This window comes from Streptomyces sp. NPDC019224 (assembly GCF_040632605.1).
GTDB lineage: Bacteria > Actinomycetota > Actinomycetes > Streptomycetales > Streptomycetaceae > Streptomyces.
The window spans coordinates 1-15,984 of the sequence record NZ_JBEYCF010000016.1; the positions used below are offsets into that span (position 1 = coordinate 1).

Annotated in this window: 13 protein-coding genes; 3 read left to right on the forward strand and 10 right to left on the reverse strand. The window is 69.4% G+C overall.

What is annotated here, in order from left to right; genetic code table 11:
• Positions 1-56: 56 nt before the first annotated feature.
• The 4 genes from ABZ564_RS13010 to ABZ564_RS13025 are packed head-to-tail and all read right to left on the reverse strand — an operon-like array spanning position 57 to position 4,809.
• The gene (locus ABZ564_RS13010; protein ID WP_360854228.1) at positions 57-911 is read right to left on the reverse strand and encodes an AraC family transcriptional regulator; all 855 of its coding nucleotides are present in this window, start codon (positions 909-911) and stop codon (positions 57-59) included.
• Positions 908-2,938, reverse strand: a complete 2,031-nt coding sequence (locus ABZ564_RS13015) for a heparinase II/III family protein (RefSeq protein ID WP_360854231.1) — start codon at positions 2,936-2,938, stop codon at positions 908-910. Before ABZ564_RS13015 ends, ABZ564_RS13010 begins: the two co-directional genes overlap by 4 nt.
• Positions 2,922-4,043 (reverse strand): glycoside hydrolase family 88 protein, encoded by a 1,122-nt coding sequence (locus ABZ564_RS13020; protein ID WP_360854234.1) that lies wholly within the window; start codon positions 4,041-4,043, stop codon positions 2,922-2,924. The genes ABZ564_RS13015 and ABZ564_RS13020 overlap by 17 nt, the downstream gene beginning before the upstream one ends.
• A 40-nt stretch (positions 4,044-4,083) precedes the next feature.
• Complete coding sequence (locus tag ABZ564_RS13025) at positions 4,084-4,809, reverse strand: RraA family protein (protein ID WP_360854237.1); 726 nt, start codon at positions 4,807-4,809, stop codon at positions 4,084-4,086.
• A 499-nt stretch (positions 4,810-5,308) separates the two neighbouring features.
• Between ABZ564_RS13025 and ABZ564_RS13030 the strand changes: the two genes are divergently transcribed.
• On the forward strand, positions 5,309-6,490 hold the full coding sequence (locus ABZ564_RS13030; protein WP_360854240.1) for a pyridoxal-phosphate dependent enzyme: 1,182 nt from the start codon (positions 5,309-5,311) through the stop codon (positions 6,488-6,490).
• Between the two features lie 26 nt (positions 6,491-6,516).
• Here the strand turns inward: ABZ564_RS13030 and ABZ564_RS13035 are convergent, their stop codons facing one another.
• The 6 genes from ABZ564_RS13035 to ABZ564_RS13060 all read right to left on the reverse strand — a co-directional run bounded on the left by ABZ564_RS13035 (position 6,517) and on the right by ABZ564_RS13060 (position 13,800).
• Positions 6,517-7,350 carry an ABC transporter ATP-binding protein gene (locus ABZ564_RS13035; protein ID WP_360854243.1) on the reverse strand — a complete coding sequence of 278 codons (834 nt, stop codon included), beginning with the start codon at positions 7,348-7,350 and terminating at the stop codon, positions 6,517-6,519.
• Positions 7,347-8,423, reverse strand: a complete 1,077-nt coding sequence (locus tag ABZ564_RS13040; protein ID WP_360854245.1) for an iron ABC transporter permease — start codon at positions 8,421-8,423, stop codon at positions 7,347-7,349. Before ABZ564_RS13040 ends, ABZ564_RS13035 begins: the two co-directional genes overlap by 4 nt.
• Positions 8,420-9,430 carry an iron ABC transporter permease gene (locus tag ABZ564_RS13045; protein WP_360854248.1) on the reverse strand — a complete coding sequence of 337 codons (1,011 nt, stop codon included), beginning with the start codon at positions 9,428-9,430 and terminating at the stop codon, positions 8,420-8,422. The genes ABZ564_RS13040 and ABZ564_RS13045 overlap by 4 nt, the downstream gene beginning before the upstream one ends.
• 36 nt (positions 9,431-9,466) lie before the next feature.
• The gene (locus tag ABZ564_RS13050; protein WP_360854251.1) at positions 9,467-10,516 is read right to left on the reverse strand and encodes an iron-siderophore ABC transporter substrate-binding protein; all 1,050 of its coding nucleotides are present in this window, start codon (positions 10,514-10,516) and stop codon (positions 9,467-9,469) included.
• A 155-nt stretch (positions 10,517-10,671) separates the two neighbouring features.
• Positions 10,672-11,952 carry a phytase gene (locus tag ABZ564_RS13055; protein ID WP_360854253.1) on the reverse strand — a complete coding sequence of 427 codons (1,281 nt, stop codon included), beginning with the start codon at positions 11,950-11,952 and terminating at the stop codon, positions 10,672-10,674.
• Between the two features lie 264 nt (positions 11,953-12,216).
• Positions 12,217-13,800, reverse strand: coding sequence for a hypothetical protein (locus ABZ564_RS13060; RefSeq protein WP_360854255.1), 1,584 nt, complete (start codon positions 13,798-13,800; stop codon positions 12,217-12,219).
• 294 nt (positions 13,801-14,094) lie between these two features.
• Here ABZ564_RS13060 and ABZ564_RS13065 point away from each other — a divergent pair, with 294 nt between their 5' ends.
• Together ABZ564_RS13065 and ABZ564_RS13070 are read left to right on the forward strand one after the other, a co-directional pair.
• Entirely contained in the window at positions 14,095-14,598 is a 504-nt protein-coding gene (locus tag ABZ564_RS13065; RefSeq protein WP_360854258.1) for a lamin tail domain-containing protein, read from the forward strand.
• 427 nt (positions 14,599-15,025) lie between these two features.
• On the forward strand, positions 15,026-15,961 hold the full coding sequence (locus ABZ564_RS13070; RefSeq protein WP_360854261.1) for an alpha/beta hydrolase: 936 nt from the start codon (positions 15,026-15,028) through the stop codon (positions 15,959-15,961).
• Positions 15,962-15,984 lie beyond the last annotated feature (23 nt).

Consider the following 15,984-nt stretch of genomic DNA (forward strand, 5'->3'; position numbering starts at 1 on the left):
GTCACCGCCGCCCAGCTTCAGCCGCAGCGTCCCGTAGTCGATGTCCAACTCGTCAGTCAGGCGGAGAAGCCGCCCTGAGACAGTTGCGAGGGGCTGATGCCGGTCATCTGTTTGTACAGACGGCTGAAGTAGTGCACATCGCGGAATCCGGTCAGGCGTGCGGTCTCCGTCACATTGCACTCTCCGCTGCTCAGGAACTCCGTGGCTTTCGCGATCTTGACGTGCTGCTGGTAGGCAGTCGCCGTGAGCCCCGTGACCTTCTTGAACACGGTCCGGAAGTGAGAGGGGCTGAATCCCGACAGGGCGGCCAGTTGATTCACCGAGTACGTGGTGGAGAAATCGTCTGCCAGCAGTTGTGTGATGGCCGAGATGCGCCGCACATGCGGCGCATCCATCGTCGACTGGCGGTGTTCCTGGATGACACGGAAGAGCACCGCTGACGTCAGTCCCCGCATCTGCAGCAGGTATCCGGGTTCCCGGGACGTCCATGCGGTGTGCAGCTGAGCGAAGGAGGTGGCGACGCCTCCGGACAGATCGGTACTCAAGACGGGGAGTGTGTCCAGCAGGGCATCGGGGTCCCGGTCGGTTGCCGTCACCCGGAAGGCGACCGACATGAAGTGCCAGGGATCCTCCTGGTCGCTGCTGGCCGTGTGCACGATACCGCGAGGCATCAGGATCAACGCTCCGGGCCGGATGCGGTAGGCCCGGCCGGCGATCTCGTAGTCGGCCTTGCCCGACACGGCGTAGACCATGATGTGGGACTGCTTGTTGGCGTGGTTGGTGATCCGCCAGGCCGGAGTGGTCTGGCGGATCAGCACGTAATCGACGTCGCTGACGGTGCAGTCGAACGGATCGCGCGAGGGCCGGAGGGGCACGTGCCGTTGCCGCTCTTCCTGAGTGCGGCGCGTCACGTCGCCCGGGTCAGCAGGTGGTCGAGGTCGAAGGAGGCCTCAGTCCCGTCCGGACGTTGTACGACGGCGACATGCCCGCTCCGCAACCAGATGTGCCAGTCCTGGATCGCCGACTCCTCGTCCAGAATGATCGAGTAGACGCTGCGATGGTGAGTTCCGGCGGTCGCTGAAGAGAACGTGTGAACTTCGCCGCTTCCTTCCTTTCCCTGTCCCGGGGAGTTCGGGTGAGGGCTGTAGACGTCGTGGAGCGCGGACCAGCGTGTCCGGACGGGAGACATCGAAGGGCACTGATCGGTCTCGGACACCAGTTGGAAGAACTTGGCCGCTGCATCACCCCGACGGAACACGAGCCGGCTGTCCGTGGCCCTGTTGGTCCGCAGGAGATCGTCCCGGTTGTTGATCACGAAATGGGAGTGTACGACCAAGGGGTGCCGTGTATCGATCTCGTCGACGATCAGGACGAGGTGCGGGAGCCAGCTGATCCAGGTGCGCCGTACGCGGGCAACCGCCGGATCCCGGTAAGCGGCGGCCAGGTCGGCGCTGAAGACGGTGACGGGTCCCCGCACGGACGGGTTGTCGACGAGAAGTGGCCCGACCCGGGCCCCCTGGGCTCCTCCGGTCAGCGGAAGACTCTGCGTCACCGTGCTGCCGGTCGAGGGATCGACGAATGACCAACCGGTGTGCTCTTCGGCTGACTTGGCGTCGGACTGTGCTTGAAGGCGGTAGCAGCAGTGACCCGGGTCCGTGAACAGGACCTCCCCTCGATGTCCCAGAACGAAGCTGCCGTCGTCGGCATGACGGTGCGAGACGGTGGGAAGTTCGTCGTGCCCCGTACGTGCGGCCAGTACGGTCCTGGTGTCCTGCCAGGAGTCCCGGACGACGACCGCGCCCGAACCGAAGCCCTGCCCGGTCGCGAGCCCGGCCTCCGACGGTGACACGGGGTCCCCGGCAGCTGCCAGGTGGTTGAGGCTCCGCCAGCTGATCCCGTTGAAGAAGCCGAAGGTCGACGCTCCGCCCGGCGTGAGTTCGAGGTCCGCGTAGGTGGCGTCGAAGAGCCAGCGTGCGAGACCTCGACGCCTTGCCCCGGCGGAGTCGGGCAGGAACCTCGCGAGGCACAGGAGAACGTCGGCAGGTGGCCTTCCCGTCAGAGCCGTGTCCCCGAAGTTCACCATCGCCATGTAGCGACCGTCACCCCACGAGCTTCGGTTCTGCTCGAACATCACCGACTGCACGACCCACGGGAGCGCGTTGCCCAGGGGCGTGATCCACTCGGGGGACACCTCCGGGACGTCGGCGGCGATCACCAGTTCATACACGTGGGTGAGGTGCAGCATGGCATAGCCCCAGTACTGAACCCACTCCGCGTAGCTGTCGGCCTGACACAGCGCGGCTCCGAACCGGAACCGGCGGGGGAGTGTCCCGATGTCGTCGTCGGAGCCCGTGGCCAGCGCCATGGCGGCGAATCCGTTCAGCAGCACCATGTACCAGTTGCACACGTCGGGCGCCGTCTCCCCCTCCCGGGGAACGCGCTCGTTGCCCTCCAGGAAGCGACGGCACGGTTCGAGGCCCTTGTGGACGAGAGCCCGCTCGACGAGATGGCGCTGAGCGTCGTCGAAGAGGTCGGGACAGAGCTCGAGAACCGTGGTGACGCCGAGACCGACGTGAGCCGTCTCGAGGGTGCCGACCTGGGGTGAGGCCCGAGGCCGGAACGACGGACCTGTCCATTCGTCGGCCGGAAGGTCGCAGATCCTCATGACCTCGGAGGTCAGCCAGGCGGCCCGTCCCTCATCGGGCATGAGTGCCTGGACGATCGCGACATCGCTCAGGCGCTCCCAGCAGACGTACCACCAGTCCACCCGCGCGGCTGCGTCGTTGGGATCGACGACGGTCGGGGAAGCGGCCCAGCGGTCGGCACGCCGCGTCAGAACATCCAGCATGTCCTGAGCGCGGGAGTTCTTCCTGCACAGGTCGAGAACATGCTGCACATCGAGCCGGCTCTTCGTACGGGGATCATTGGCCAAGGACATCGGACGCCTCATCCGTGGTCGGGGCAAGTGGAGGGAGGTACAGCTCGGACTGGGGAGACGGCCGAAGCCGCACCGACTCGATCCCGACGACGGGCGCGACGGACATCGCCAGGATCAGCGCGGCGAAGCCGTGCGGTTCGTCCCGGAAGGGCGAAGGCAGCCCGACGTAGGCCTCGGGTGTCCCCGCGGCCTCGCCCTCACCCGGGCACAGGGTCCCCGGACAGCTGTTCTCCGTGGAGAAGTCGGCGTTGACGCACCACCGGGCAAGGCCGTGCACGCCGGCGCGGACGGCGTCGTGCCACTCCTCGCCGACGAGCACCCCTTGCTCAATGCCCACGCCGAGGCAGTAGACGATCAGGCCCGACCCGGAAGACTCCTCCCACGCGTCGGCCATGGGTATCTCCTGGCGCCACAGCCCCCGGCCGGTCTGATACGGCAACAGACTCCGCGACAGCGCGACGAAACGTTCCACGACCTCCTCGCGCCGCTCGTACCCCTCGGGCAGCCCGCGCAGAAGCTCGGCGAGGGCGAACAGCCCCCATCCGTTGCCCCGCCCCCAGTGATCCTGCGACAGGACGCCCTTGGCGACGAATCCCTTGCATTGGTGCAGCAGACCGTTGCCGGGGTCGAGGAACTCGTCGTACATCAGGACGGCCTGGCTGATCGCCTCGTCGATGTACCGGGGTTCGTCCAGAGCGTGGCCGGCGTACATGAGGAAGGGCGCCGAGGCCATCGCGACGTCGATCCAGATGAGATCGGGGCACCCCGGCATGGCGAGGATCCCCTTCTCGTCGCGCGTCGCCGTCATCATCTCGTCGGCGTAGTGCCGCAGCAGCTCCGAGCGGTCCTTCACATGGCCCCGAGCGCTCAGGAAGGCATGGGCGATCCCGCCGATGCGGTAGCTGGGGAAGTTGTACGGAGGATGCGTGATCTCGTCGGGGAAGCGGCGGACAACGGTCTCGGCGTGGCGAACGAGGGCGTCGTCGCCCGCCTCGATCGCCGCGCGGGACAGCGCGTAGATCGCCAGGACGCCGTAGTAGGCCTTGACCTCGTCGGTCGCGTCGTAGTGGCGGAACAGCCCGACGGCAACGTCGTGAGGTGCCACTTGTGTGGTGTGGCGCGTCGAGCCGGCGAGCCGCCCACGGTCAGAAGTAGCCACCACGCTCCACCACCTTTCGGGGCTCCAGGCCGGAGGTGACCATCTGCTTGATTCCGACCTCGTCCTCCTCGATCTTCTCCGCTGCGATCAACGTCTCCTCGGCCAGGGCGCGAGGAACGACGATCACTCCGTCGAGGTCGCCGACCATGAAGTCGCCCGGTGCGATGGTCACCTCACCGATCCTGATCTCGGTCTGCCAGCCCGTCATCCGGAAACGGCCGAGCATGCCATTCGACGTGCGGTAGCGGGCGTAGACAGGGAAGCCCAGGTCCAGGATCTTCTCCGTGTCGCGAACGCCGCCGTCGATCACGGCGCCGCGGCAGCCCTTTTGCTGCGCTGCCATGGTCATGACCTCGCCCCACTGGGCGGACTCGTCGTCTCCGGAGGTGTCCCAGACGCAGATCGAATGCTCCGGTATCTCCTCCAGCATCGCGGCACGTTCTTCCATCTCGCCGTCCAGCTGGAGACTCTTGGCACCCTTGATGGTGAAGGCCGTACCGGACAGCCGCATGTCGTCGCGCACCGGGACGATCGCGTGGGGGATGACCTGGCGGGTGAGCCCTCCGGCGCGGAGAACGTCGTTGACCGCGGCCGTGGACACGCGGGCGTACCGGTCGCACAACTCCCCGTCGGTCAGTTCTGGTCCGGTGACCGGCCCGTCCCCCGAGGACGGGACGGGAGGCGGCAGAGCGTCGGTCCTGGGATGGTCCATGCGTGGTGACTCACTTCCTGCTGAGCTCTGCTGAGAGCGTCGGTCTGTGTCTGACGGGAACGGGGTGACGTGGAGGCATGGTGATGAGTCCAGACCGTACGCAAGGAGAGCTGGTGGGCACCCGGCCCCTTGCGCCGATGGTTTGCACGATCTGCCGGTCGAGCCGGTCCGGCCGGCCGGGTGTGGACGCGGGGGCCTACGGCGTGCAGCCGGTTACGGCCGGCGAGGCTACGGTTCAGCCACGCGTTCCTCTTCACCCGGACCCACGTGGCGACGCGACCTGTGCCGCCGTCGGAAAGGATGCCGACCCCCGAAGGCCGTCGTGCGGGCCCGCCGGGCGCGGGCGGCCGCCGACCCCGGTTCTCGCCGGCCGGCTGTCGGTAACATGAGTCGTCGGATCTGTTGTCCATATCCGGATACGGCGTCCCCACCAGAGGCCGGGGTGCCTGCCGCCCGCGAGATCCAGCGGCACATCGAGCGAGTGGAGCCGGGACCGCCCATGAACGCCGAACAGCTTTCCGCAGCCGCCCCCCACCTGCTCGACCGGTCCGGAGGGTGCTATTCCCTGGACGACCCCCGCTGGCGGGGCGAGGACGGCAGCCCTCTCGCCGTCAGTGCACTACCGGGCCTGCGCCCCGAGCAGATCGACACCGCCGAGCGGTCCCTGTGGCGCTACCACGCGGCCCTGCCCGTCCCGGTCGCCCGCCGGGTGAGCCTGGGTGAGGGGTGTACGCCGATGGTCCCGGTCGACTGGGCCGGCCGGCGCGTCCACTTCAAGCTGGAGTGGTTCAATCCGACCTCCAGTTTCAAGGACCGCGGGGTATCGGTGATGATCTCCCACCTCGCGGCGCACGGCGCCGACCGTGTGCTGGAGGACAGTTCGGGAAACGGCGGCGCCGCGGTGGCCGCCTACGCCGCCGCTGCCGGTATCCGGGCCAAGATCATCGTTCCCGCCGCCACCTCGGCGGCCAAGATCCTCCAGGCCCGCGCCTACGGGGCCGAGATCGAGCTCGTGCCCGGCACCCGCGACGAAGTCTCGGCCGAGGCGATCCGGCAGTCCCGGCGGATCCCCTACGCCAGCCACAACTGGCACCCCATGTTCATCCAGGGCACCAAGACCCTCGCCTACGAGATGTGGGAGTCCCTCGGCTTCACCGCACCCGACAACGTGGTCCTCGTGGCCGGGGCCGGCAGCAATGTCATCGGGTGCGACCTCGCGTTCGGCGAACTGCTCGGCGCCGGCCGGATCGCCGGGCGACCGCGCTTGTTCGTCGGGCAGCCCGAGCACTGGGCGGCCATTGCCGACACGTTCAACGGCATCGACCCGGGCTGCCGCGGCGAGCGGGTGCCGACGATCGCCGAGGGCGCCTCCATCGCCCACCCGGTCCGGCTGCCCGAGGCGGTGGAAGCCATCCGGCGCTCCGGCGGAGCCGCCTACGCCGTACCCGAGGCGGAGATCCACGCCGCGGTCCGCGCCCTGAGCAGGCGCGGCCTGTACGCCGAGCCGACCAGCGGTGTCGCCGCGGCGGCCCTCGATCACTTCATCGCGTCCGGGGAGATCGCTCCGGACGAGACGACCGTGGTCGTGCTCACCGGCGCGGGGCTGAAGTCCGCCGAGAAGATGGCCGCGGTGTTCACCGGAGACGGTGACGACGGCCAACGGACGAGGAGCACTCGATGACCGCCCGGCCGTTCCGGGCGCTCCGGTCAGTGGGCGTGCGTCTTCTCCGGCGGTGAGGGCTGCCAGCTGTAGCCCGGGACGACGAGGCGGCCCCCGGTGACGGGATCCGGGATGATGACGGACGACAGCCCGAAGACCTCCTGGACCATCTCGGTGGTGACGACGTCGTCCGGCGCGCCCTGCGCGACCACGCGGCCGTCCTTCATCGCGACGAGGTGATCGGCGTAGCGGATGGCCTGGTTGAGGTCGTGGAGCACAGCGACGACGGTGCGGCCGCGTTCGAGGTTGAGACGGCGTACGAGGTCCAGGACCTCGACCTGATGGGCGACGTCCAAGTACGTCGTGGGCTCGTCGAGCAGCAGGAGCTCGGTGTCCTGCGCCAGGGCCATGGCGATCCACACGCGCTGGCGCTGACCGCCGGAGAGTTCGTCCACCGGGCGGTCGGCGAGGCCGGCCGTGTTCGTCCGCTCCAGGGCCTCGCTCACGGCGTGCTCGTCGGCCTCAGACCACTGCTGCCACCACTTCTGGTGCGGCTGACGGCCGCGTGCGACGAGATCGGCGACGGTGATGCCGTCGGGTGGTGTGGGGGACTGCGGCAGCACACCGACGATCCGGGCGATCTCCTTGGCCGGGAGGCGGGCCAGTTCCGCGCCGTCCAGCAGTACGGCGCCGCGTCGCGGCCTGAGGAGGCGGCCGAGTGCCCGCAGGAGGGTGGATTTCCCGCAGGCGTTGGGCCCGACGACGATGGTGACCTTGTCGTCGGGTATCTCCAGGTCCAGGCCCTCGACCACGGTGCGGTCCTCGTAGGCCAGGGTCAGATCGTGCGCCGAGAGTCGGCTGGGGGACGGACGGCTCGTCACGAGATGCCTCCGGAACGGCTGCGGGTACGGACGATGAGCCACATCAGGTACGGGGCGCCCACCACGGCGGTGAGGACACCGGTCGGCAGCTCGATCGGGGAGAACAGACGGCGGGCCAGCAGGTCCGCGACCACGACGATCAGCGCCCCGGCCAATGCCGAGGACAGCAGCGGGGTCTGGGCCGTGCGGGTGAGCCGGCGCGCGATCTGCGGGGCGAGCAGCGCGACGAAGTCGACCGGCCCCACCGCGCCGGTCGCCACCGACGCCAGCACGACCCCGAGCGCGGTCAGCCCGAGCCGGACCCGGCCCAGACGCACACCGAGCGAGGTCGCGGTGTCGTCGTCGAAGGACGCGCCGCGCTGTGCCCGCGCCGCCCACAGGGCCGCCGGCAGGCCGATCAGGAGGACGACGGCGAGGGGCCCCGCCTCCTCGTAGCCGCGGCTGTTGAGCGAGCCGGTCAGCCAGACCTTGGCCTGCTGGGCGACCAGGTAGTCGCCCTTGGTCAGCAGCAGCTGGGTCAGCGAGCCGAGCGCGACCGACACACCGATGCCGACCAGCACGAAGCGGGAGGAGTGCAGTCCGCCCCGCCAGGCGAACACGTACACGATCAGGGCCGCCGCCAGGCCACCGGCGACGGAGACATAGGGCAGCGCGTCGGCGGTGACGGCGTTGAAACTCAGCGCCGCCACCGTGGCCGCACCCGCCCCGTGCGTGACGCCGATGACGTCGGGACTGGCCAGCGGGTTGCGGGCGACGGTCTGCACCAGCGCCCCCGCGACGCCGAACGCGGCCCCCGCGAGGAGTCCCACGACCAGACGCGGCAACCGCAGCGTTCCCACCACGAGTTCGTCCGGACTGGGGCGGCCGAACAGGACGCGCATGACCTCCGACGGCGCCACGAAGGATTCACCCACGGACAGGTACGCCACGACCGCACACGCGAGCAGCACCGTGAGGACCCCGGCAACGACGACCGCCCGCCGGTGTACGAGGAAACTCACCCGTCCGCGCCGCAGCACGGCATGGCCGCCGGGGCGCAGGCGGGGGACGACGGTTGCTTCGAGACGGCTCATGCGGCCACCACCGTTCGGCGCCGGACCAGCGCGATCAGGAACGGCACGCCGATCAGGGCGGTCATGACCGCCACCGGTACCTCCGAAGGCGGAAAGAGGACCCGGCCCAGTACGTCGGAGCCGAGGATCATCACCGGGCCCAGCATGGCCGCCAGGGGCAGGACCCAGCGGTGTGCCGTGCCCACCAGCGCACGGGCGATGTGCGGGACGGCCAGACCGGTGAACGCGATCGGCCCGACCGAGGCCACTGCGGCCCCGGTGAGCACCGTCGCCCCGAGCGCACCGAGGGCCCGCAGCCGCCCGACGTTGTTGCCGAGGTTCCTGGCGGCGTCGTCGCCCAGAGCGAGCGCGTCCAGACCCCGGGCGATCGCGGCGACCAGGATCGTCCCGGCCACGACGAACGGCCATACCTGGCCGATCACCTCGCCGTCGCGCCCACTGATCGAGCCGACCTGCCAGAAACGGAACTCGTCGAGAGCACGGGCATTGGTGGTGGCGATCCCGGACACGAGGGAAGCGAGGAACGCGTTCATCGCGGCCCCCGCGAGCGCGAGCTTGACCGGCGACGCTCCGCCCCGCCCTCCGCTGGCGACGGCGTACACCCCCACACCGGCCAGCGCGGCACCGGCGAACGCGAACCACACGTAGCCGTTCAGCGAGTGCACCCCGAAGAACGCGATCGCGGTCACCACGCCGACCGAAGCGCCCTGGCTCACACCGAGAATGCCCGGTTCCGCGATGGGGTTGCGGGTGATCCCCTGCATGACCGTTCCCGCGAGAGCGAGCGCGGCGCCCGCGAGCAGGCCGACCACCGTCCGGGGCACCCGCAGCGCGCGCACCACCTGGGCGTCTTCGCTGCCGCCGTCGTGGAACAGAGCCTGCAGCGCATCGCCCGGGGCGATCTGGCGGCTGCCGACGGTGAGGCTCAGGAGGACGGCTATCAGCAGCATCGCCGCGCCGGCCAGCAGCCAGCCCGCCCGTCGGCGGGTGAGGTTGGGTGGCGACATGCGCCGCGCTCACTCTCTCTTCTCTGTCTCAGGCCCTCAGGCCGTCAGGTGCTTCTCAAGGTCGTCGAGTACCACGTCGGCGGCGGTGACGCCGAGTCCCAGATACCAGGTCTCGTCCGGCACGTCGTAGGCGTGCCCGTCCCTGACCGCCTTCAGGTTCTTCCAGAGCGGATTGGCCTGCGCCTTGCTCTTGTCGGTGGCCTTCGCGTCGCCGTACACGCCCGTGAAGATGTAGTCGGCGTCGGCCTGGTCGATGTTCTCGGCACTGACCTCGGCGGCCAGATCCGCGATGTCCTGGTTCTTGGGGCGCGGGATGCCGACGTCCTTGAGGATGGTGCCGATGAAGGAGGCGTTGGCGTAGAGCCGGATCAGACCGTCGGGCAGGTAGCGGACCATCGACACGGTCGGCTTGTCGGCCCCCAGCTTGTCTCCGAGAGCCTTCGCCTTCTTCTTGTACGCGGCGAGGTTCGCCTCGGCCTGTGCCGTCCTGTCCAGCGCGGCGGCGTTGAGGAGGTAGTTCTCCTTCCAGGTGAAGCCGGGCCGGATGGAGAAGACGGTGGGCGCGATCTGCGACAGCTCGTCGTAGGAGTTCGCGGCGCGCAGCTGGCTCCCCAGGATCAGGTCGGGCTTGAGGGCGGCGATCGCCTCCAGATTGAGGCTGTTGATCGTGCCGATGTTCTTCGGGGTGCCCGCGTCCTTCTTGAGGTACGACGGCAGCTCCGGCGAGCCCTCGGTCGGAGCGAGACCGACCGGCTTCACACCGAGCGACACGACGTTGTCGAGCTCACCCACGTCGAGCACGACCACGCGCTTGGGCTGCTCCTTGATCTCGGTGCTGCCCATGGCGTGCTTGATCGTGCGCGGCCACTGACCGGGCTTCGCGTCCGTGCCGAGGGCCGCGGTCTTCTCGGCCGCGTCGCCGAAGTCCTTGCCGCCCTTGGCGACCGACTTCGAGTCCTTCGTTCCCGACGCCTGGGCGGACGAGCCGCCGTCCTTCCCGGAGGAATCGGCGCCGCACGCAGCCAGTGACAGCGCGGCAGCGACGGCGAGGGCGACTGCGGCTGTACCACGGCGCCGATACGACATGAGCGTGCTCCTAAGGTTTGTTCACCTTTAAAAGATTAGGTGAGCCTCACCTTAAGGCAACGATGCCCATGGGATGTACACGGGGGTGGCGCTTACGGCGGTGCCGCGCGGCGGAGCGGCGGGGTGAGACCGCCGCCGCTCCGCCCGGCAGGGAGTCAGTCGTCGAGGGCGTCGGTGACCTTGCCGAGGTCGACGAACTTGAAGTTCGTGGAGGGGCGGTCACCGTCGCCGGGGGCGTCGTGTCCGTCCTGGACGACGAGGAGGCCGTTCGGGTAGCGGCGGCCCAGCGGCTCGTTCAGCGCGGCGGCACCGTCGCACTCCTCGGAGCCGTCGAGCGTCGCGGAGGCGGTGGCGACCCGGAAGCCGCCCTCGTACTCGTTGGAGTCGGAGACCTCCCGGTCGTAGGCGGCGAAGGTGTTGTCGCCCTGGCTGGAGGCGAGCAGCAGGCCGTCCCCGTCGTCCTCCTTCACCAGGGTCAGGCCCTCGACGTCGGCGGTGATCCTCTTGCCGCCGAAGCCGGGGTCGGCACCTGCCTCGCATTCCTCGGTGGCCTCGTCGTAGGTGCCGGGGACGCCGTACTCGCGGACCTTGTCGATCAGCTTCGGGGTGCCGGTGAGGTCGGCCTTCAGGCGCCAGATCCCCACGTCCTCCTGGCCCGCGTACAGCATGCCGTTCGCCGGGTCGACCACCATGCCCTCCACCTGCGGGAGTTCACCCGGCTCGCCGCACGGCGACCACGAAGTCCCGTTCGGGAGACGGAAGCTGTGCGGAAGGTCGAGCGTACGGACCTTGGTGTAGCCCACGGAGCCGTCCGCGCGGGAGGTCAGTTCCAGAAGGGCGAGGCGCGTGCGCTCACGCCGGCTGACGAGTGCGAAGGAACGGCCGGTGGCCGGGTCGGTGAAGGTGGCCAGGCCGTAGGCGGTGCGCTGTTCGTTGATCTCGTCCTGCGAGGTGGAGAACACCGCGGGCGCCGTACGGTCGGTCACGTCGGCGAGCGGGCCGCCGGCGCGGTCGCGGTCGATGCGGTAGATGCGCAGCCGGTCGTTGCCCCGGTCCGTGGTGACGGCCAGGTCTCCCAGACGCGCACTGTGCACGAGGTCCACGTTGTTGAAGCGGCCCGGAGCGTCGTCCGCGCCGGGCCCCGGAGGCGCCGGGACCGACTGCACCTCGCGGGCGTCCAGGTCGTACACGCGCAGTCCGCCCTGCTTCGCCGTCGCGACGACGAGGCTGCGGTCCGGGTCGGCCGGGTTGCGCCAGATCGCCGGATCGTCGGCGTCCGCGTCGCCGCCCTCCTCGTCGTCGTGCAGGGCGGCGGTCTCGGCGCGCGGGGTGACGGCGGGCAGCGATCCGGCGGCCTGCACGGGGCCCACCGCCGTCACGGCGAGCGCGGCGACAGCGGTGGCGAGGACTGCCAGGGACTTCCGAGGGGGGACCATACGAGAACTCCATGATGTCGGGAACATGCGGAGAGCATCGTGTGATCTTGGAGTAAGGAGACGGGGGGCACTACGTGGAACGGGAACGTAGGGGAGGTGAACTCCCGGCGAGGCCACCTCGTGGCGCGGTGCCCCGCCTCCTGCTCGGCGCGGTGCAGCGTGCCCACTCCCAGCTCTCGTCGCCCTCCGGCTTCGGGGGCGTTCGGGGCACACGGCGACGCGGGGCTCCCCGCCGGCACGAGGCGCTCGGCCCCGCGCCGCCAGTCAGGCCGAGGACAGCTGCTCTGCTATCTCCTTGACCCAAGCAGCGCTCTTCGCCGGGTCGTTGAGGGATTCGGCCCACTCGTCCGGGGTCTGCCGGTGGTGGGCGGGGCCCGCTTTGAGAGCGATGAGAAGCGCTCTGGCCGAGTCCCTCATGGCCGACGATGTTTCGCCGCTGCCCTCGATCTCCGTGCCCGCCGCCAGTCCGTAGATCTTGCGCGCCATGGCCTGGCGTTCACCGTTCTCCACCTTCTTCCAGAACTTCAGGGCCTCCTTCAGGGCCTCCTGGCGGGAAGCGGGCTCGGCCGGGGTCTCATCCGCCCCCCAGCGGTCGGGGTGACGCGCCCCGTCGTAACGCTTCAGGCCCGCGCGGCCGGCCTTGTAGGCGGTGACACCGAGGATGAGGCCGGCCGCACCCGCGGCCAGGCCCCAGCCGACCGGATTGCTCGCCAGCCCGGCTCCTCCCGCCGTGGCGGCGACCGCGGTCACGATGCCGCCCGCGGCCTTGGCGGACTCGCCCACGGCGGTGAACGCCTGCTTGCCCATCTTGTTGCGCTGCTTGCCCAGCGCGTACGAGTGCACGGTGTTCATCGTGTTCGCGTCCTCGGCGCGCCGGATGTCGGTGGCCGCGTCACGGGCCGCGGCCGTCGCTGCCCAGGCGGCGTCGATGGCCTCGGAGACGCGCGCCATCCGGTCCTCACCCTCATGGTCCCAGTGGCCGTCCAGTGCGACGTATGCGGCATCCGAGGCCTGTTCCGCTTCCTGCCGCGCCTGGTCCAGCCGGGCCAGTGCCCCCTCGTCGGTGCGCTCGTACTTTTCGAGCCCCTTCAAGGCGTGGTACTTGCGGGCCGTCAGCCCGAGACGCGTTGCCGCACGGGCGCCCTTCGCCGCTCCGACGACGCTGGAGCCGATCCCGCTCGCCTCGGACACCGTCGCGGCGTGCGCTGCCATCTGCGCCTTGGTCAGCTCCTTGGCGATGCCGAGGGCGTAGTTCCCCGCTCCGGCGGCACCGATGACCGCGTCGGCCGTCTTGGAGCCGGCCTTCTTGTCCGCCGTGTGGAAGGCGGCCCCGTCCTTGTGCTTCGCGGCGTCCTTCCTGGCTTTGACCGCCTCCATGCCGCTGAGGACGGCGCCGGCGGCCTCCGTGACGAGGTTCTCCGAGGCGGCGGCGGTCCCGGAGGCGCCGGTGGAGTGTTTGAGGCCGTCGTTCGCCGTCGCGGAGGCCTGCTGGGAGAAGCCCGCGTTGGCGGGGACGTGGACGCCCTTGACGAAGGTGTCGATGAGTTCGAGGTTCTTCTTGAGCTTGTCGAGGATCGCGGCGATCCGGTCGCGGTAACTCTTCGGTCCGGCGGATGCGCCGGCACTCTCCGGCTCCTTCCCTTGTGCGGTCTCACCGGCGCGCTGCACCGCCGCGATCGCGGCCCGGTTACCGAGGCTGGACTGGATCGCGAGGAGAGGGTGGTGCGGCGCGCTGAGCAACGGAGTTCCGGCCGGGCTCCGGTGCCGGTCCCGGTCCCGCTCCTGCCGAACCGGGGGCAGGACAGCCGCTGACTGCCGCGTCGAGGTGCGGTGGACCGGGGTGCTCATGACGTACCTCTCCTGTGCCGGACCGGGGGAGTGGAGAGTAGCCAGGCAGGGCCAACAGAAGTGGTACGGCGGGAAGATCTTTCACGTACGCCGGCCGACCGGGCCCCCGGGTTCACCCTCACCCGCGAGGGCGGCAGACAGCGCCGCGAAGCAACCCGACACGGACCGCGCGGTGCCGGAGAGTCTGCGGCGAGCCGACGTCGCACACGCTTTCCCCGACCTCCCTTCACCCGATAGTCACATTTATCGATAGGCTCCGGGCGCTGTATCCGTACCACAGAGGGGGGACTCCTCATGCGTATCCGTCATGCCCTGACCGCCGCCGCAACCGCCGCGTCGGTCATCTCGCTCGGTCTCGTGACCGGCGTGCCGGCCCAGGCGGCCGAGTACTCCTCGGCCCTGAAGATCAAGGGTGTTCAGTACGACGCCCCGGGCAGCGACTCCAACAGGTGCTCGGGCGGCAACGCCGCGAGCGAGTACCTGACGATCAAGAACTACTCGCGCACCGCGACGGTCAACCTCAAGGGCTACGTCGTCAAGGACGCCGCCGGCAACACGTTCACCTTCAGGACGACCCACAACCTGCAGCCCGGCGACTACGTCAAGCTCCGCGGCAACCGCGGCACCGACTCCGACGCCAAGAACGTCGTCTACCGCCAGAACTGCAACTTCATCTGGAACAACGACAAGGACACCATCTACCTCTACAAGTCCTCCGGCGCCCGCGCCGACGTCCACTCCTACACGAAGAAGAGCAACGACCGCGACGGCAACGGCTACATCACCTACCACGGATAACCTTCGCGACTGCCCGGTGCGGCCTCACAAGGCCGCACCGCGGCGCATGGGTCCACCCGAGACCAGGTGCCGCTATCGGTCCGGCAGCCGTCGACAGCCCCGCGACCGGGTCCCCCCGGCCCAGCAGCCGTTGAGCTGTCCGGCGGGAACAAGGGGGACGCAGGCAAGCCGATTCGAAGGCGGACGGAAGCACTCCAGCCGTCGGCTGACCGGGCCTGGCGTTTCCCTGATCCCGTGAACACCAGCCCTGTGATCAGCAGCCACGCGATGCGCACCGCTGATCGGTCGCTCGCGGGGGTTAACCCCACCAAGCTCGCTGGCATCAACAGCACCACCAACAGACGTGCCAGCCGCATTCTGCGGGCAGCCGGGTTCCCGAATGATCGGACAGGTACCACAGCGCCCTCAAGCCGTCGAAGGATCACTCGTGTCCCGCACCCCCCGTACGAGCCGTTCCACGTCCCGTGTTCTGTCCTCCCTCGCCTTGCTGGCTTTGGGGGCCGGTGGCCTCACTGCATGCAGCGACAACGATTCCGCCTCCAGCCCCACGGCCTCGTCGTCCGCCACCTCGTCCTCCTCCCCGGGATCCGCCAAGGCGGCCGAAGCGAAGCTGCACATGGTCGACAACGACGGTCACCGTGTGGCCTTCTACGTCACGCAGGGCAACGGCTCCACCATCGTCCTGGACTCGGGCGGCGGTGAGTACTCCTCGCAGTGGAAGGACATCGTCCCCAAGCTTCACGCGGCCACCGGTGCCACCGTCATCACGTATGACCGGGCCGGTCTCGGCAAGAGCGACGTGGTGCCCGGCGCGTGGAAGGTTCAGAGCGCCGTCGGCGACCTCAAGGCGGGACTCAAGCAACTGGGCATCGCCAAGGACGTGACCTTGGTCTCTCACTCCCAGGCCGGGGAGATCGCGAACCACCTCGCCCAGGACAACCCGGAGATGCTCTCCGGCGCGGTCCTGGTCGACGCCAATCTCCCGCAGTTTTTCACGGACGAGGAGATCCCCCGTCTCGTGGCCGGGACTCAGCCGGAGGTCGATGCGGCGAAGAAGGACCCCGAGAAGCCGGAGAACCGCCAGTTGATCTCCACCGCGGAGGGCTTCGCCGCGGCGCACAAGGCGTTCCACAAGGTGGCGTGGCCGGCTTCGGTGCCGGTAACGGTCATGGTTTCGGAGAAGACTCCGTTCGCCGGGTCTCCTGAGGACGCCCGGCGCTGGCGTGAGGCCGCCGCCTCGTTCGCCCAGGAGGAGCCGAACCGGACGCTCGTCACCGCCAAGGGCACTTCCCACGAGGTGCCGACGGACCGTCCCGATCTCGTGCTCAAGGAGATCGAAGCCATGTTCGCCGCACAACACTGACCTTCGGGGCCGGACGGCCCCAC

What these genes read in the sequence shown, in the direction of transcription:
- ABZ564_RS13045 (WP_360854248.1), bottom strand. Translation starts at nt 9,430, where the DNA reads ATGTCGCCACCCAACCTCACCCGCCGACGGGCGGGCTGGCTGCTGGCC.
- ABZ564_RS13060 (WP_360854255.1), bottom strand. Translation starts at nt 13,800, where the DNA reads ATGAGCACCCCGGTCCACCGCACCTCGACGCGGCAGTCAGCGGCTGTC.
- ABZ564_RS13025 (WP_360854237.1), bottom strand. Translation starts at nt 4,809, where the DNA reads ATGGACCATCCCAGGACCGACGCTCTGCCGCCTCCCGTCCCGTCCTCG.
- ABZ564_RS13050 (WP_360854251.1), bottom strand. Translation starts at nt 10,516, where the DNA reads ATGTCGTATCGGCGCCGTGGTACAGCCGCAGTCGCCCTCGCCGTCGCT.
- ABZ564_RS13065 (WP_360854258.1), top strand. Translation starts at nt 14,095, where the DNA reads ATGCGTATCCGTCATGCCCTGACCGCCGCCGCAACCGCCGCGTCGGTC.
- ABZ564_RS13055 (WP_360854253.1), bottom strand. Translation starts at nt 11,952, where the DNA reads ATGGTCCCCCCTCGGAAGTCCCTGGCAGTCCTCGCCACCGCTGTCGCC.
- ABZ564_RS13015 (WP_360854231.1), bottom strand. Translation starts at nt 2,938, where the DNA reads ATGTCCTTGGCCAATGATCCCCGTACGAAGAGCCGGCTCGATGTGCAG.
- ABZ564_RS13040 (WP_360854245.1), bottom strand. Translation starts at nt 8,423, where the DNA reads ATGAGCCGTCTCGAAGCAACCGTCGTCCCCCGCCTGCGCCCCGGCGGC.
- ABZ564_RS13030 (WP_360854240.1), top strand. Translation starts at nt 5,309, where the DNA reads ATGAACGCCGAACAGCTTTCCGCAGCCGCCCCCCACCTGCTCGACCGG.